Here is a 12,863-nt window from a genome sequence, read left to right on the forward strand (position 1 = left end):
CAAGATGTTGAATTCACTCTCCGGTCGGTTCCTTGTCCTGACAACGATTTTCGTCATGCTGGCGGAAATCCTGATCTTTGTGCCGTCTATCGCCCGGTTCCGCGAAGACTATCTGCAGACTCGGCTGGAGCGGGCACAGATCGCGTCACTGGCACTCCTGGCGGACGATATGCTCGCCAATGAGCTGGAACAGGAGCTGCTGGAGAACGCCGAAGTGTTCAACGTCGTGCTGCGGCGCGACGAGGTGCGCCAACTGGTTCTGTCAACGGAAATGCCGCAACCGATCGATCAGACGTTCGATCTGCGCGACGGCACGCCGCCCGTTTTGATCCGGGACGCGCTGATGCGGTTGATGGAGCCGGAAAACAAGGTGATCCGCGTCATCGGTGCGCCCACGCGCGAGGCGGGGCTGCTGATCGAAGTCACGATGGAGACGGCGCCCTTGCGCGCCGCGATGCTGGATTACGGCGTGCGCATCCTGATCCTGTCCGCAGTGATTTCGATCTTTACCGCATTCCTGTTGTTCCTTGCGGTTCGCGCGATCCTCGTCAAACCGATCCGGGGCGTGGTGGGGCACATGCAGCGCTATGCCGCCGCGCCCGAAGATGCGCGCCGTATCATCACACCGAACGCGGGCGTCACGGAACTGCGCGAAGCCGAAGAGGCGTTGCGCAGCCTGCAAACCGAATTGATTGCCGCCTTGCGCCAAAAGGACCGACTGGCGCAACTGGGCGGCGCCGTCTCCAAGATCAGCCATGATTTGCGCAATATCCTGACCTCTGCGCAGCTGTTCACGGACCGTATCGAAGCCTCCGAAGATCCGTTGGTGCGCCGCATGGCCCCCAAGCTGGTGAACTCGATGACCCGGGCGGTGCACCTGTGCGAAAGCACGCTGGCCTTTGGCAAGGCCGAAGAGCCCAGCCCAACACTCATGATGGTGACCCTCGATGATGTGGTTGCGGACGTTCTGGATAGTGAACGGCTTGCCGTCGAGCCGGAGCAGGTTGTGCTGTCCGAAAACATCCCGCCGCTCTTTGCGCTCCGGGCCGATCCTGAACAGCTGTACCGCGTTGTGTCGAACCTCGTGCGCAACGCGCGGCAAGCCATCGTTGCCAGTGGCGAGCCTGCTGAAATTACGGTGTCGGCCTATGAGGATGCCGACAATTGGTGGATCGAGATTGCGGACACCGGACCGGGCCTGCCACCCAAGGCCCAGGAGCATCTGTTCACACCGTTCCAGGGGGGTGTGAGCAAGGGCGGCACCGGTCTGGGTCTCGCCATCGCCTCAGAGTTGATCCGCGGCCATGGTGGTGCGCTTGAACTGGACCGCACCGGCCCGTCGGGCACGGTTTTCTCAATTCGGTTGCCAAAGGGCGACGGGATTTAGCCAACGGCGCGATTTGGCCCTTGCATTGCCTTGAGCACAGGACTAAACCGCCCGCCAGTGGACCGATAGCTCAGCTGGATAGAGTACTTGACTACGAATCAAGGGGTCGGGGGTTCGAATCCTCCTCGGTCCGCCACTTCCCTTATGTGAGATGACAGATAGTTTTGTGTTTTGTGACACATAAGTCTGATTTGACGCGTGGTGTGTCGTTTTTGGGTCTCGCCGGCAGCGAATTCGTTTGGGGCTATTACAAAGTCGTTCATGATCTGATTTCGGCCCATAAGAGACATTCACCGCCCGCCTCCGATGCTGCGGTCGCAGTCCGCATTGTTGACATTCGCGGCGGATGCTCTGTCTGAAGGTGACCCGACGGCAGCGAAGCGGGACAGAGCGAACTTTCGCTGCGACTGCGCCAAGGACGACTGTGGAAATATTGACTATGTCAAAAACGGTCGTTTCTGCCGGTGACAAAAACGTATGAGTTTTGGTTGAACAGCGTTCTGCTTGGTAGAACGGCGGAACAGAAGTCTAGACACGACAGTTCAGATGTAAGCCATGAAGTTTGAACTGATCTGCTCAGCCTTTGACCTGCTCCCCTTTTGGTCCGCTAATTTGGGTTAGCTCTGTTCAGGTTTTGGTCTTCCTTTGACCGGTTAGCATATTCTTGTGGCGCCAACACCAAACCCGCCAGAAGGCCGAGGCCAAAGCCCGTGCAGATCGTATCCGCAGCGGGCTTATGGGGTTGTGGGATCGCTCCCAGATCAAGCTTGGTGTGGGCAAACTGCCCCGTGAATTTGCCGCCGATATCGAGCAGGCAAAGAAGCGGGATACGGGAGAGCTTCACGCGCTGAAAACCGAGCAGCTCACCGACCGGCGGCAGCTTCAAAAGGCTATCAAACTCATGCGTGAGAAGCACCGCCGTGAGCGGAACGATATGCGGTCAAATCTGGGCTATTGGCTTACGCTTGATCGACCTTCGCAGCGCGATGCATTGGACAGACACAAGGGTGAGCTGGATATTAAAGAAACTCAAAGCCAACAGGATACGCGGACTCAAGTGCATAAGCGTGATAAGGTTTTAGACATATAAGACACGATTGACATGATCGTCGATCTTCTAAGATTTTTAGTTCACATGACGTGAAGTATTTTTGATGTGGAAAGGTAAAGAAGTATGATGGAAGAAAAAAACTTTGAGGATGAAGGTGCTACCGTTGAGCCAATTAAAGACCTTGAAGATGAGCTTTCACGGTTTGTGTATAAGCACCGAGGAGGTAGATGCCCATTTGGATTAGAAATCCTGACTGTCGGAGGAGATAAAATAGAGACAACATTCTATCGAACAGATACCCAAAATGTGCATGCTGGACGTGTCAGTTGGATTTACTTTTCCGGGCCTAAAACATTCGTGAAAACTGTGGCTATTGAGCACATTGCCTCAGTGGTTATGTGGCACCATCATGCGACACCACAGTTGCTTGAAGAACAGGGTGCTACATAAATATTCACTCGTGATAGAGAGGTTGGACTAATTGAAAGATTCAGTGCTTACGAAGTCATCATAATTCCGTGGGCATTTTCGATAGGCTTCACCCAGTGCGTCCCTCAGATATTCGGCATTTTCGAGATCAGAGCTGCGCGAGAGCTTGAGGGTGAGAAGAGTTCTATCAAAGTCAGAGCTGGCGGGGTATGTTCTCAGCTCAGCTAGAACGCCGTACACTTTTGTGTCGTAGTAAAAGGCTGTTCTATTTGGCTCACCCGTCTCATCTAAACGTTCACCAACAATTATATCTATTGTATATCCGGAAAGTTCTTCGCCGCTTGTTGCCAGTGTGCAGCTGACCGCTTGTCGGTACTCAGAGTTCGGGATACTCCAAGCTAAAAATGGGCTGTTCAACCTGTTTTGTAAGTCTGTTTCTGCTGCGACAGATGATGCGATAGAAGCACCCCAAAAATACCGGGAAGCGCCCTAAACATTAGATTCTCAAAATTGTATCTCGATCTGAGACATAACATCGATAAATTATTCTGCCGAAATGGCTCGTTATCGCCGGAGACATAAACGTTCGAATTCTGGCGTTCCTGCATAGCCGTACAGCCTTATCTTCTCGCTGGATTGGCTCGGCGTCGAGCCTTCTGTACCGTTATTCTGAAAGCAGTCTGTTGATCGTCTCACGAGCCCCAGGAAATGCATTAGGAAGGGCTTGGACAACATCTTCGAACGGTCGCGGCAGAGCATCCGGCTCTCTTCCGACACACACCCTAGAAAAACCCGCCTCTGACTCGGCGAAGAGAAAAAAGCCGAATACACCATCTTCCGGTGGTATGAATGTTTCGAACTGTCTTCTATAGTGTTGTTCGTCCGGGTGAGGATCTGTTGCCACCTCCACCTCGGTGCCATCTTCCAAATAGCCCATTAGCTTCAGGGGCCCCCCGCCTTGGGGAACCCAATCCACCACGATCCGAGTACCTTCAGGTTTTGACTGGAAAATGACGCCGCTTTCGTCGGTTGCCAGCATGAACCGCCGCTGAGCAGTGTTGTCAGCGTCGTTCTGTTCCAGGAACTCGAAAGTTTCCGTGAGCCTCAATCCAGTGCGGGAGCCGATCGCGAAGAACGTCGTTGCGCCCCGTACCGTTTCAGGAGGCAGGAACCAGTTGGGACTGACTTCCACCGTCTCGTTCACGAGGGTTAAGTTCAGGCAGTCCAGACCGTTGTCCAAATCTCTGTCAATCTGATCAAGACGGTCAAAGACAGGCTGTCAGCATAGGCGCACTTAGATACCGCGCTGCGCAACCGCCCAAGCAGATAGGCTTCAAACGGCGTGAGCGCACGGTTTGCGGGCGCAAGCACAGCCCCTTCGATCATCGATTGATGCGCTGTCACGCGTCTAACAAAATCGTAGTTACCGAAGGTATGTTCGAGGTGTGAAAGTTGGAGGATTGGAGTGTCGTGCTGCTCGCAGGTGCGGATGGCGCGCAAATTCCAGTGGAACCGACGATAGGGCTGCTTGTCCTCTGACAAGTCTTCCATCACGCAGCGGGGACAAAGTCGAGGTCGACTGCGCAGAAGGGTCTTGTTGGGCACCGTGTCGTTGCCGATCCGGAACTGCAGATTGCTCAGCGATTTGATCGACCAGCGCAGCATGTCATCGACATTGGCACCGCCAAGGGACGCGAGGCCCCTCAACTGTATTGTGTCGCCACGCACGATGCTGGGCCATTCCAGCCCGAGATCCCGGCAGAGGTCATCCGCAAGGGGCGCCCAAATCGTCAGTGACAGTGTGCAGCTTTGAGTTCATCCCACCTTTGGTTCGGCAAATCAGGCGGCCTCGCCCCCCTTTTTCAGCCCCAGACTTGAGGCGGTGCAGAGCGTCTTCAGATGCGTCGCGTCGATCATCAGCGTGTCAGTCCCGCCGCCCTGATCGGCCGGTTCCAAGAACATCCGGGCAAAGATGCCTTTCTCACTCCAACGCTTCCAGCGACTGTAGTGGGTCTTGTGCGGGCCGTGTTCCACAGGCGCGTCCCGCCAGCGCAAGCCATTGCGATTGATGAAGATAATGCCGCTCAACACCTGTTTGTCGTCCACACAGGGCTTGTCATGAGACTTCGGGAAAAAGGGCTCCAGCTTGGCCATCTGCGCATCGTTTAGCCAGAAAACATCGCTCACATCACCGCTCTGTTTTGGGAGCCGTGAATCAGACCCGGGCAACGAAATCAATGCGTCCTGACCCTAATGGCTCACCCTAGCACTTTTTTCTGGCAAAGCGCTCTCACGCGATAAGTGACATGCAGCGGCATGGTAGAAGGAGCGGCGTTACAACAATTCTCAGAAGCGCGTGAGTTCTTTATGGGATTTTAGTTTTCCCGCATTTCGGGAACTGTTAACGTCCCCGTACTGAGTGAAGTATTGGAGCGGCGGTTTGAACAAGCTCTTTAGCCAGCAGGCGCGTTAGGGCCGATTGTCCACGGTGTTGGGCACAGATGTGCTGGTCCTTTTGCGCATGGACGGCTCTGAGGAACTCTCTGGCGATTTTGAGTGGCGGGTGGAGGCGCTCTCGGATCAGTCGGGGCTCGATTTACATGCTCTGCTCGGGACCCACGCCACGGTTGAGATCGACCATGCCGATGGGACCCGGCCGTTTGATGGCATCGTGTGTGAGGCACGGGCGCGCGGCGCGTTTGAGAACGGGTTTCGCTATGATCTGGTATTGCGTCCGTGGTTGCATGCGGCCAGCCTGCGCCGCAACATGCGGATTTTTCACAACAAGACGGTTATCGACATCGTTCAGAAGGTGCTCAGTGCTTATGTTGGTTTTGGCAGCCCGCATCTCGAAAGCCGTGTCACAGGCGACTATCCGGTCCTTGAATACACGGTGCAGTATGGCGAAAACGACGCGGATTTTGTCCGCCGTCAACTCGAAAGGCATGGCATCAGCTGGTCGTGGAAACATGAGGCCGGCAATCATACGCTTCTGTTGACTGATGCGTCTTTCAGTCTGCCGGAAATCCCCGGTGCGTCGCGTCCGTACTATGGTGTCGGTGGCTTCCACCAGCATGAGGAAGAGCACTTTAGCCTCTGGTCATCAGCGGAGCGGATCACGACGGGGGCGGTCCAATTGACAGAGTACAACTTCAAAATTCCCATGGCAGCTTAAGAAGTTGATCATATGGGAGATGCTACGCACCCCGGCGGTGACATCGAAAGCTATGACTGGCCCGGTGACTACCTCAAACAGGGTGAAGGCCAAGGGGTCGTGAACACCCGTGTTGATGCCGAGCGCGGACAGGCTCCACGCCATGAAGCCGAAGGCGATGTTGTCTCGCTGGGCGCAGGTTGGCGGGTCAGCTTGCGCGGCGATGAGGTTCCAAATGCAACGGGCCGGACCTTTGTCTGCCTCAAAGCGCAACACCGGTTCCGGGCGCAAGCCTATGGGACGGGCGACAGTGGCAATGACGAGACACCCTATCAAGGGTCCTACGTGCTCATGCCAGACGACACGCCCTATCGCCCCGAAAGACGCACTATCGGCCCGCGCGTCCAGGGCCCGGAAACAGCCGTGGTCGTAGGCGAAGGAGAGATCGATTGCGACGAATATGGCCGCATCCTGTGCCGCTTCCACTGGGACCTCGAGGGCGCGCACACGATGCGGGTGCGCGTGTCGCAGAACTGGGCATCGAAAGGCTGGGGCGGCGTGGTCATCCCGCGCATCGGCATGGAGGTCATCGTCGAACACCTCCGCGGCGATCCGGACAAACCCATCGTGACGGGCTGTGTGTATAACGGGAAGAACGATGCGCCGTATGCATTGCCACAACACAAAACCAAATCCGTCTTTCGATCCGATACACATCAAGGCGAAGGGTTCAACGAAATCAGCTTTGAAGATCGCAATGGTGACGAACAAATCTTTATTCAGGCAGAGATGGATCAGGATATCATCGTTAAAAACGATCTTCGCGAATGGGTTCAGAATGACGCTCACTTCAAAGTTGACAATAATCGCAATGAAGAAGTGAAGCGCAATAAAAGCAGTTCAGTCGGTGAGAACCGCATTGACGCGACAGCCAAAAGTCATTCCGCATCCGTTGGAAAAGACAGCGCGCTGTCAGTCGGGGACAAGTTCTCGGTTATTGCAGGCGAAAGCGTTTTTGTCCAAGCAGGCAACGCTACCGTCATCGAAAGCAAGGGTGAACTTATAATTAAAGCGCCAAGTGGTTTTATTCGGATCGGGGCGGATGGCATCACGATCCGTGGTACGAAGGTCAACATTAATTCGGGCGGATCTCCGTTCGACGGTGTTGTGGGCGAGGGCCATACGCCACAGCTGCCTGACGAAGCAAAGGTGAAAGACTGATGCCCGCCGCAGGACGATTGGCCGATATTGGCTCGGGACATGGATGTTTCCCACCCAGCCCTACAGCAGAAGGTAGCGGTGACGTTTTCACAAACGCGCGGCCTGCTTTACGCAAAGGGGACGCGGTCATGCCTCATGGCTGCGGGCAATGTCCGCCCCATGGGCGCAGCGTGTCGGCAGGGTCTGCGACGGTGAACATTAACAACAGACCTGCCAGTCGCGTTGGTGACGCCATTTCCTGCGGGGGGTCAGTGTCTACCGGTTCTGGTGATGTTTTCATTGGAGATGATACGTGGGGCCAGGGGACAGGCGACGTGAAACCATCGGTTCGGTTTGTGTTGTCTCAGATCCCCGGCAGCGCGGATCACAGCTACTACAAAGAACCTTACAAACTCTTCCACAACGATGGCCTCGTCCAAGAAGGTATTACGGACGAGAAAGGCGTGATTACATTCGCCCCTGATGAGGTTACAGGTGTCTTCCGGGTCGAAGCGGTCGGACGCATTTGGACTTTGGATGTGCGTGGGCTGGCGCCGGCAGATACACCTGCCGGGGTCGATGATCGTCTGGCCGCGTTGGGCTACACAATTGCGGATGAAGGCGACAAGACGGCTCTGTCACCGGACCGGAATGAGGCCACGGGCGGACTTGGCTGGTTTCAGGCGGCACGCGACGAAGACGAGGCCAGCACTGCTTCGGAACGCGTAACGAATTTCCTCAAAGCACTGCTACCGTGACCCCATGAGCAGAGAAGATCCGCCCCCGGTAATTGCGCAGCCATATGACCCTTCCACTGGGCGATCGTTTGAAGTTGTCGACTGGTTTGGCCGAAACAGCGAGTTTCCAATGCGACCCGCCACCACGGTGTCGCCGCTGGTTTGCGGTGAAGACGCCTTCGCCGCTGTCGCACGGGCATTGCGCGCTGCGCGGAGCAGCATCAACCTCTGCTTCTGGGGTTTGGACCCGGCAATGTTACTGGAGCGCGGTACTGCCAGTAACTGGGACAAGCAGGCTATTCTCGGCGAAATGCTTTTGGAAAAAGCCAGAAATCCGGCCTTTCAGATCAGAATGGTGGTTTGGGATCATTACAAGGTCGGTATCGGTTCTGGCGGTAGCGGCGCTGAGGATCCAACCGACGCAGACTTGGGCGGCAATAGCACGAACCCGGCGAAGTTTCGCGAGCTTGTGAAAGACTATCCAAACATCGAATTTGAGATGACAAATTCGTTGAGCACCAACCCGATCCACTTATTTCCGAGCTTCCACCAGAAGTCGATCATTGTCGATATAGAAAACCCATCTGCCGCGACGGCATTTGTAATGGGCCACAACATGCTGGTCAATTACTGGTCATCAGTCAATTTGCGCCGCGTCAGTCCACGGCGTCAGTTCTACCTGAGAACGATGGATCAGGTCAGTGCCGACCAATACGCTCAACAGCTTGAAACCGCGCGGCAGAACTACGAATTCTATCGGGATATGACCGGATATGTGCCGCCGCGCCATGCAGCGACTGTCGAACGTTTCCGACGGGAATATGAGGCCCTTCGTGATCTTAAACATGCAGGCCATTTTACCTACCGGACCGAAACGTCATCACGGATCAAACCCTATCTCGACATCAGTACACAAATTTGGGGCAAGGCTGTCGTAGACGTCTACGCGAACTTCTCGCGCGTGTGGACAGCAAACACAGGCGAGAACCCACCAGCCGCACCTGCGGTTTCACGCTTCAGCGGGCGCGCACGTCAGGCCCCGGCGCAAGTTGCAGCTACTTTTCCAAGAGCCTCTCCTCCTGCACGGGATATCGAAAAGCTTTATCTGCACGCGATGCAAAACGCTGATCGTTACATTTTGATGGTCAATCAGTATTTCCGTAATTGGCCTCTGACTGACCGGATCATCGATTGGTGGGCCACAAATCGCGATATTCCAATCAAGAAACAAGTGCCGATGATGATCGTCACAAATGATTGGAATATCCCGGCCAACATCGACGAGCTTGGGTTTTTTGATCGCCAGTCCGTACAGGCTCAAGCTGGGCATGACGGGGTGACCTTTGACAAGTTCAACGCTGCTGGCACACCAATCTCGATGACGACAATGTTGAACGAGGAAGCACCGTACCATTCAACGGTCTATGTCCATGCCAAGCTTTTGTTGGTCGACGATGTCTTTTATTCGATTGGGTCCGCTAACTATAATCGACGTGGCATGGAAAGCGATCCAGAGCTGAACATCGGAGTTTTGGACGGTCAGGAAGCCCTTCGTCTGCGCCGTGAAATCATGAACATCCTTGTGGGGGATCCGATGAACGAATTTGATCGTGGCAACGATCCGATGCTGGCCTTTGCCAAGTGGCAAGACATGGTCGCACAAAATTCAGTTTTGGCCGGGTCGCCCGTGCGTCTACCGCACGGCAGGGTCGTGAACTATACGGCGGATCGCCGTGATCCCAATGACGAACGCGCCAACCGGTTAGCGCAGGTCACGCCACCGGGCGAGGGAGGCAGTCTTGGCTAAGGTCATGATCTCTGTCGTCGCGACAGTGGGGTTTCTTGGATTGGGTTTATACTTGGTAACGGCCAGAAATGTACCGGCGAAGAACTTGACGGATAAGATGTGTATGTTCAACGACAGTGACTTGATTGCGCCAAACACCACCCCGGAAGCAGAGCAGATCTACCAGCGGGCCCGCGCGCATGACCTGACGATCATGGTCGAGATGCCCGAGACAATACCCGCAGAATTACGCGGTATCCGGCCGGACAGGGTGGAAGCCCGCAGGCTTTATTCACAGGCTGCCGAGATGGGCCATGTCGGCGCAATGAACAACCTTTCTGTTTACGAGCAAAACGGCTGGGGACATCCTGACCCAGATAGTTTTCCACGCGATCACCAGGCGGCCTTTCGCTGGAACGTCGAAATGGCCCGGCGCGGCGATGTACGTGGGTACATCGGGATGGGACTCTACCATCATTTCGGTAGGGCGGGACCTGCTGATCCTACACGCGCACAAGCGTGCTTTATCGAAGCAGCCAAGCGCGACGATCTTCGTGGTATCCTTCTCCTCGGTCGGCACGACCTAAACCTTTTGCAATCCTTAATCCCAGTCCCGGCGAACCCGGATAGGATTGCGCGCGGGCAGGCGTTGCTTGAAGAAGTGTCGAGGCGTGGTGACCCAGAGGGGTTCAATCAGCTTTATTTATATTATTCCTCGAAAGATAAAACTCCACTAAAACGTGAATACTATGCTCGGGAAGCAGCCAAACTGACTAACCCTTTTTTCGGAACGAGAGTAATGCCGATCTACAAGTTCGAAGATGAGCCACTCTATGACCCGGATATGGTGGCCTGTTTAAATGCTCTGGGCCCGTCGGAAGGACCGCTGATAGATGAAAAGTGCCCGCGTCCAGACGGGCCACTGACCCGCGGGGCCGCCGGATTGCCACCGGCACCAGTTCAGCCCTTTGATCTGTCGAGCCTTACTGTCATTCGCGGTCGCTAGATCGACATGACAGTAAGTGAGATAACTGATGGGGTACATTGGCTTGACGGTCCCGTGAGCGCGGTAGACGTCTGGCAAATGCTTCATTCGAACGCGCGGGAGTGGGCAACTGTCCCCAGGAATTCGCATTTCTTTAAAATCAGAGAAATGTTGGATCAGTCAGACCGAGATGCGCTCGAAAAACTGGAAGATTATGATGCTTTGCTTTGGGAGCACCTCTGCTATGGCGCCGGTTGGACGATCATTGGGGCCGTTGCACTTTCGTGGTGCAAGGGGGCCAATTTAGCGCAGATTTCAAAAATCTGGCAAGCCATCACACCGGAGATTGCACTGGACCCTGCGACGCTCAGAGTGATCGGTATGCTACGGCCACAGTTGCTTCCTGCCAGCGATCGGCTGAGTGAAATAGCTGCCAGTCTTGAAGGTGATGTTTTCCTGATTGCGCTCTCCATAGTCGCGTTGCGGGACAAAATTCATGTTAATGTGCAACGTAGCGAACTCGAAAACGTACCCGATCTACTGCGGTTTGCTTTGATTTACTTGGCTGAAAATGCTGAAGGACAGTGTCCACATGCCGACTTAATTTTAAGTTGGAAAACTGATGAGCGGCAACTTTAAAACTGAACCGCCGCGGGACTACCGCATTGTCTGGTGTTCATCAGTTATGCCATTTTTTGCCGCGGTTAAGTCTGCCAAAAATGCCCACTACTATCTTGATGCGTGACATAGCTATTGACCGAGAACTGGGCTTATGCCACGGTTGGCCTTGTCGGGTTTGAAGGGAGGTTTGATTACACTGCGTCCGGCACTGCTATCAATCTTGCATCGCGGCTGTGCGATGAAGCTATCGACGGTGAAATCCTGCTCAGCACACGGGCCGGAATTGCTGTAGAGGATACTCTTCCCGTCGAGACCCGTGGGGAACTTACTTTGAAAGGGATCCGCGAACCCGTCGAGGTTTTTAGGCTGTCGGGAGAAATTTGACTAACCTCTGCACATGATGCGACGATGAGTTAGATGCGCCGCGCCATTGCGTACGGCCCAAAGCGGACCTTCAACGAGCGTCCCCGATTTCTGCAGTCGCAGCCCGCATAGCTGCCGTTCGCTGCGCAGGCGCGGTCAACGCGGTTCACCAAGGTCTGGTGTCACTGTGCCCTTAGTCACTGGATATCCACAGGTTACTGACTGGCAGATTGAAGGATACTTTCGGTGTGCCTGAGCAGTTCACTGTGGTCCGCATTTACACCGAGTTGTTTGATCGCCAATCTCGCTGCTGCGAGATACTCTCGCCGAGGTGAGGGGGCGATACACCATAGATCTATCAACAGTTACGCCGTGCTAGGCCAAAAGATCCACGAAATCCTGGTAGGACAGAGGATAACGTAGGTACCAACGCACAGCGCAAAGGATCATGTTTCGTGGGAAGCGATGGTGCTTTTGGACAGGAAGCAAATCTGTAGCGTCGGGCGTAATCAAATATCACAAGTGGACAGAAACAGATCAGACGTTGTCCTTGGCAGCTTTGCTCTACAGATTGGGAAATCAGGTAGTCGCCACCCGGTCACGCCTTACGACGCTCAAAAACGTGAAGGTATTGGTGCGCTTGGCTACAAAGAAGCACGTTTTGGCCAACTCGACCCGTCGGAAGGAAGTTTTGACATTATTTCAAAGGGCGCAACGTCAATCAGTGCAGGCGCGTCTTTCAGAGTAACGACGGCTCAGAACTTCGAGGTAATGTCGAACGGTCGTTTCCGTGTAAAATGTGAAGGGGATCTGAGTTTGGATTCTACGAGGGGTATGTCGCTCGATTCTCAGAATAGTGCATCAATCGGGAGTAGGACCTCTGTAGAACTCTCGTGCGGAAAAGCGTCCATCACATTACAAAAAGATAGTACTGTCCTGCTCAAAGGTACGCGGCTGTTGGTGGATTTTTCGGATTCTATTTATATAGATGCCAGCTCCACTTTCGCAGTCAAATCCGGCAGAATAGATCTGAATTTATATAATGGCAAAACTCATCGAAATTGAATATCAAGTTATAAATAATGCATCGGGACAGCCTCTGGCAAATTCTTCATATTTTTGCAGTTGAGCGATGGCACTTCCCATTTTG

11 protein-coding genes, 1 tRNA gene and 3 pseudogenes are annotated in these 12,863 nt (G+C 54.3%); 12 read left to right on the plus strand and 3 right to left on the minus strand.

The genetic code is table 11. The annotated features are described in order from the left end of the window. Window positions 1-4 precede the first annotated feature (4 nt). The 4 genes from ACERHN_RS12940 (at window position 5) to ACERHN_RS12955 (ending at window position 2,888) form a co-directional block, all read left to right on the plus strand. Window positions 5-1,387, plus strand: a complete 1,383-nt coding sequence (locus ACERHN_RS12940; protein WP_415919435.1) for a sensor histidine kinase — start codon at window positions 5-7, stop codon at window positions 1,385-1,387. A gap of 59 nt (window positions 1,388-1,446) precedes the next feature. After that, window positions 1,447-1,523, plus strand: a tRNA-Arg gene (locus tag ACERHN_RS12945). A 528-nt stretch (window positions 1,524-2,051) separates the two neighbouring features. Beyond that, window positions 2,052-2,477, plus strand: coding sequence for a hypothetical protein (locus ACERHN_RS12950; RefSeq protein WP_415919436.1), 426 nt, complete (start codon window positions 2,052-2,054; stop codon window positions 2,475-2,477). Window positions 2,478-2,561: 84 nt separating this feature from the next. Beyond that, window positions 2,562-2,888 carry a hypothetical protein gene (locus tag ACERHN_RS12955; protein ID WP_415919437.1) on the plus strand — a complete coding sequence of 109 codons (327 nt, stop codon included), beginning with the start codon at window positions 2,562-2,564 and terminating at the stop codon, window positions 2,886-2,888. 643 nt (window positions 2,889-3,531) lie between these two features. Here ACERHN_RS12955 and ACERHN_RS12960 read toward each other — a convergent pair. The 3 genes and pseudogenes from ACERHN_RS12960 to ACERHN_RS12970 all read right to left on the minus strand — a co-directional run. Then, window positions 3,532-4,071: a hypothetical protein gene (locus ACERHN_RS12960; RefSeq protein WP_415919438.1), complete on the minus strand. Its 540-nt coding sequence runs from the start codon at window positions 4,069-4,071 to the stop codon at window positions 3,532-3,534. An 11-nt stretch (window positions 4,072-4,082) separates the two neighbouring features. Continuing rightward, window positions 4,083-4,595: a TniQ family protein gene (locus ACERHN_RS12965; protein WP_415919439.1), complete on the minus strand. Its 513-nt coding sequence runs from the start codon at window positions 4,593-4,595 to the stop codon at window positions 4,083-4,085. Between the two features lie 40 nt (window positions 4,596-4,635). Then, window positions 4,636-5,054: pseudogene (locus ACERHN_RS12970) on the minus strand (IS5 family transposase); the annotation flags it as partial. A 334-nt stretch (window positions 5,055-5,388) separates the two neighbouring features. On the opposite strand from ACERHN_RS12970, the pseudogene ACERHN_RS12975 reads away from it, so the two are divergent. The 8 genes and pseudogenes from ACERHN_RS12975 (at window position 5,389) to ACERHN_RS13010 (ending at window position 12,778) form a co-directional block, all read left to right on the plus strand. Further along, a pseudogene (locus tag ACERHN_RS12975) lies at window positions 5,389-7,242 on the plus strand (type VI secretion system Vgr family protein). Further along, window positions 7,242-7,514: pseudogene (locus ACERHN_RS12980) on the plus strand (PAAR domain-containing protein); the annotation flags it as partial. The pseudogenes ACERHN_RS12975 and ACERHN_RS12980, both read left to right, overlap by 1 nt. A gap of 42 nt (window positions 7,515-7,556) precedes the next feature. Beyond that, on the plus strand, window positions 7,557-7,979 hold the full coding sequence (locus ACERHN_RS12985) for a hypothetical protein (protein ID WP_415922799.1): 423 nt from the start codon (window positions 7,557-7,559) through the stop codon (window positions 7,977-7,979). Window positions 7,980-7,983: 4 nt separating this feature from the next. Further along, entirely contained in the window at window positions 7,984-9,765 is a 1,782-nt protein-coding gene (locus tag ACERHN_RS12990) for a phospholipase D-like domain-containing protein (protein ID WP_415919440.1), read from the plus strand. After that, window positions 9,758-10,750, plus strand: a complete 993-nt coding sequence (locus ACERHN_RS12995) for a tetratricopeptide repeat protein (RefSeq protein ID WP_415919441.1) — start codon at window positions 9,758-9,760, stop codon at window positions 10,748-10,750. Before ACERHN_RS12990 ends, ACERHN_RS12995 begins: the two co-directional genes overlap by 8 nt. A gap of 78 nt (window positions 10,751-10,828) precedes the next feature. After that, entirely contained in the window at window positions 10,829-11,368 is a 540-nt protein-coding gene (locus tag ACERHN_RS13000) for a hypothetical protein (RefSeq protein WP_415919442.1), read from the plus strand. A 114-nt stretch (window positions 11,369-11,482) separates the two neighbouring features. Then, window positions 11,483-11,734, plus strand: coding sequence for an adenylate/guanylate cyclase domain-containing protein (locus ACERHN_RS13005; protein WP_415919443.1), 252 nt, complete (start codon window positions 11,483-11,485; stop codon window positions 11,732-11,734). A 444-nt stretch (window positions 11,735-12,178) separates the two neighbouring features. Continuing rightward, the gene (locus ACERHN_RS13010) at window positions 12,179-12,778 is read left to right on the plus strand and encodes a hypothetical protein (protein WP_415919444.1); all 600 of its coding nucleotides are present in this window, start codon (window positions 12,179-12,181) and stop codon (window positions 12,776-12,778) included. The last annotated feature ends 85 nt before the right edge of the window (window positions 12,779-12,863 follow it).

This window comes from Tateyamaria rhodophyticola (assembly GCF_047777875.1).
Classification (GTDB): Bacteria; Pseudomonadota; Alphaproteobacteria; order Rhodobacterales; family Rhodobacteraceae; genus Tateyamaria.

What these genes read in the sequence shown, in the direction of transcription:
- ACERHN_RS13010 (WP_415919444.1), top strand. Translation starts at nt 12,179, where the DNA reads ATGGTGCTTTTGGACAGGAAGCAAATCTGTAGCGTCGGGCGTAATCAA.
- ACERHN_RS13000 (WP_415919442.1), top strand. Translation starts at nt 10,829, where the DNA reads ATGCTTCATTCGAACGCGCGGGAGTGGGCAACTGTCCCCAGGAATTCG.
- ACERHN_RS12955 (WP_415919437.1), top strand. Translation starts at nt 2,562, where the DNA reads ATGATGGAAGAAAAAAACTTTGAGGATGAAGGTGCTACCGTTGAGCCA.
- ACERHN_RS12990 (WP_415919440.1), top strand. Translation starts at nt 7,984, where the DNA reads ATGAGCAGAGAAGATCCGCCCCCGGTAATTGCGCAGCCATATGACCCT.
- ACERHN_RS12940 (WP_415919435.1), top strand. Translation starts at nt 5, where the DNA reads ATGTTGAATTCACTCTCCGGTCGGTTCCTTGTCCTGACAACGATTTTC.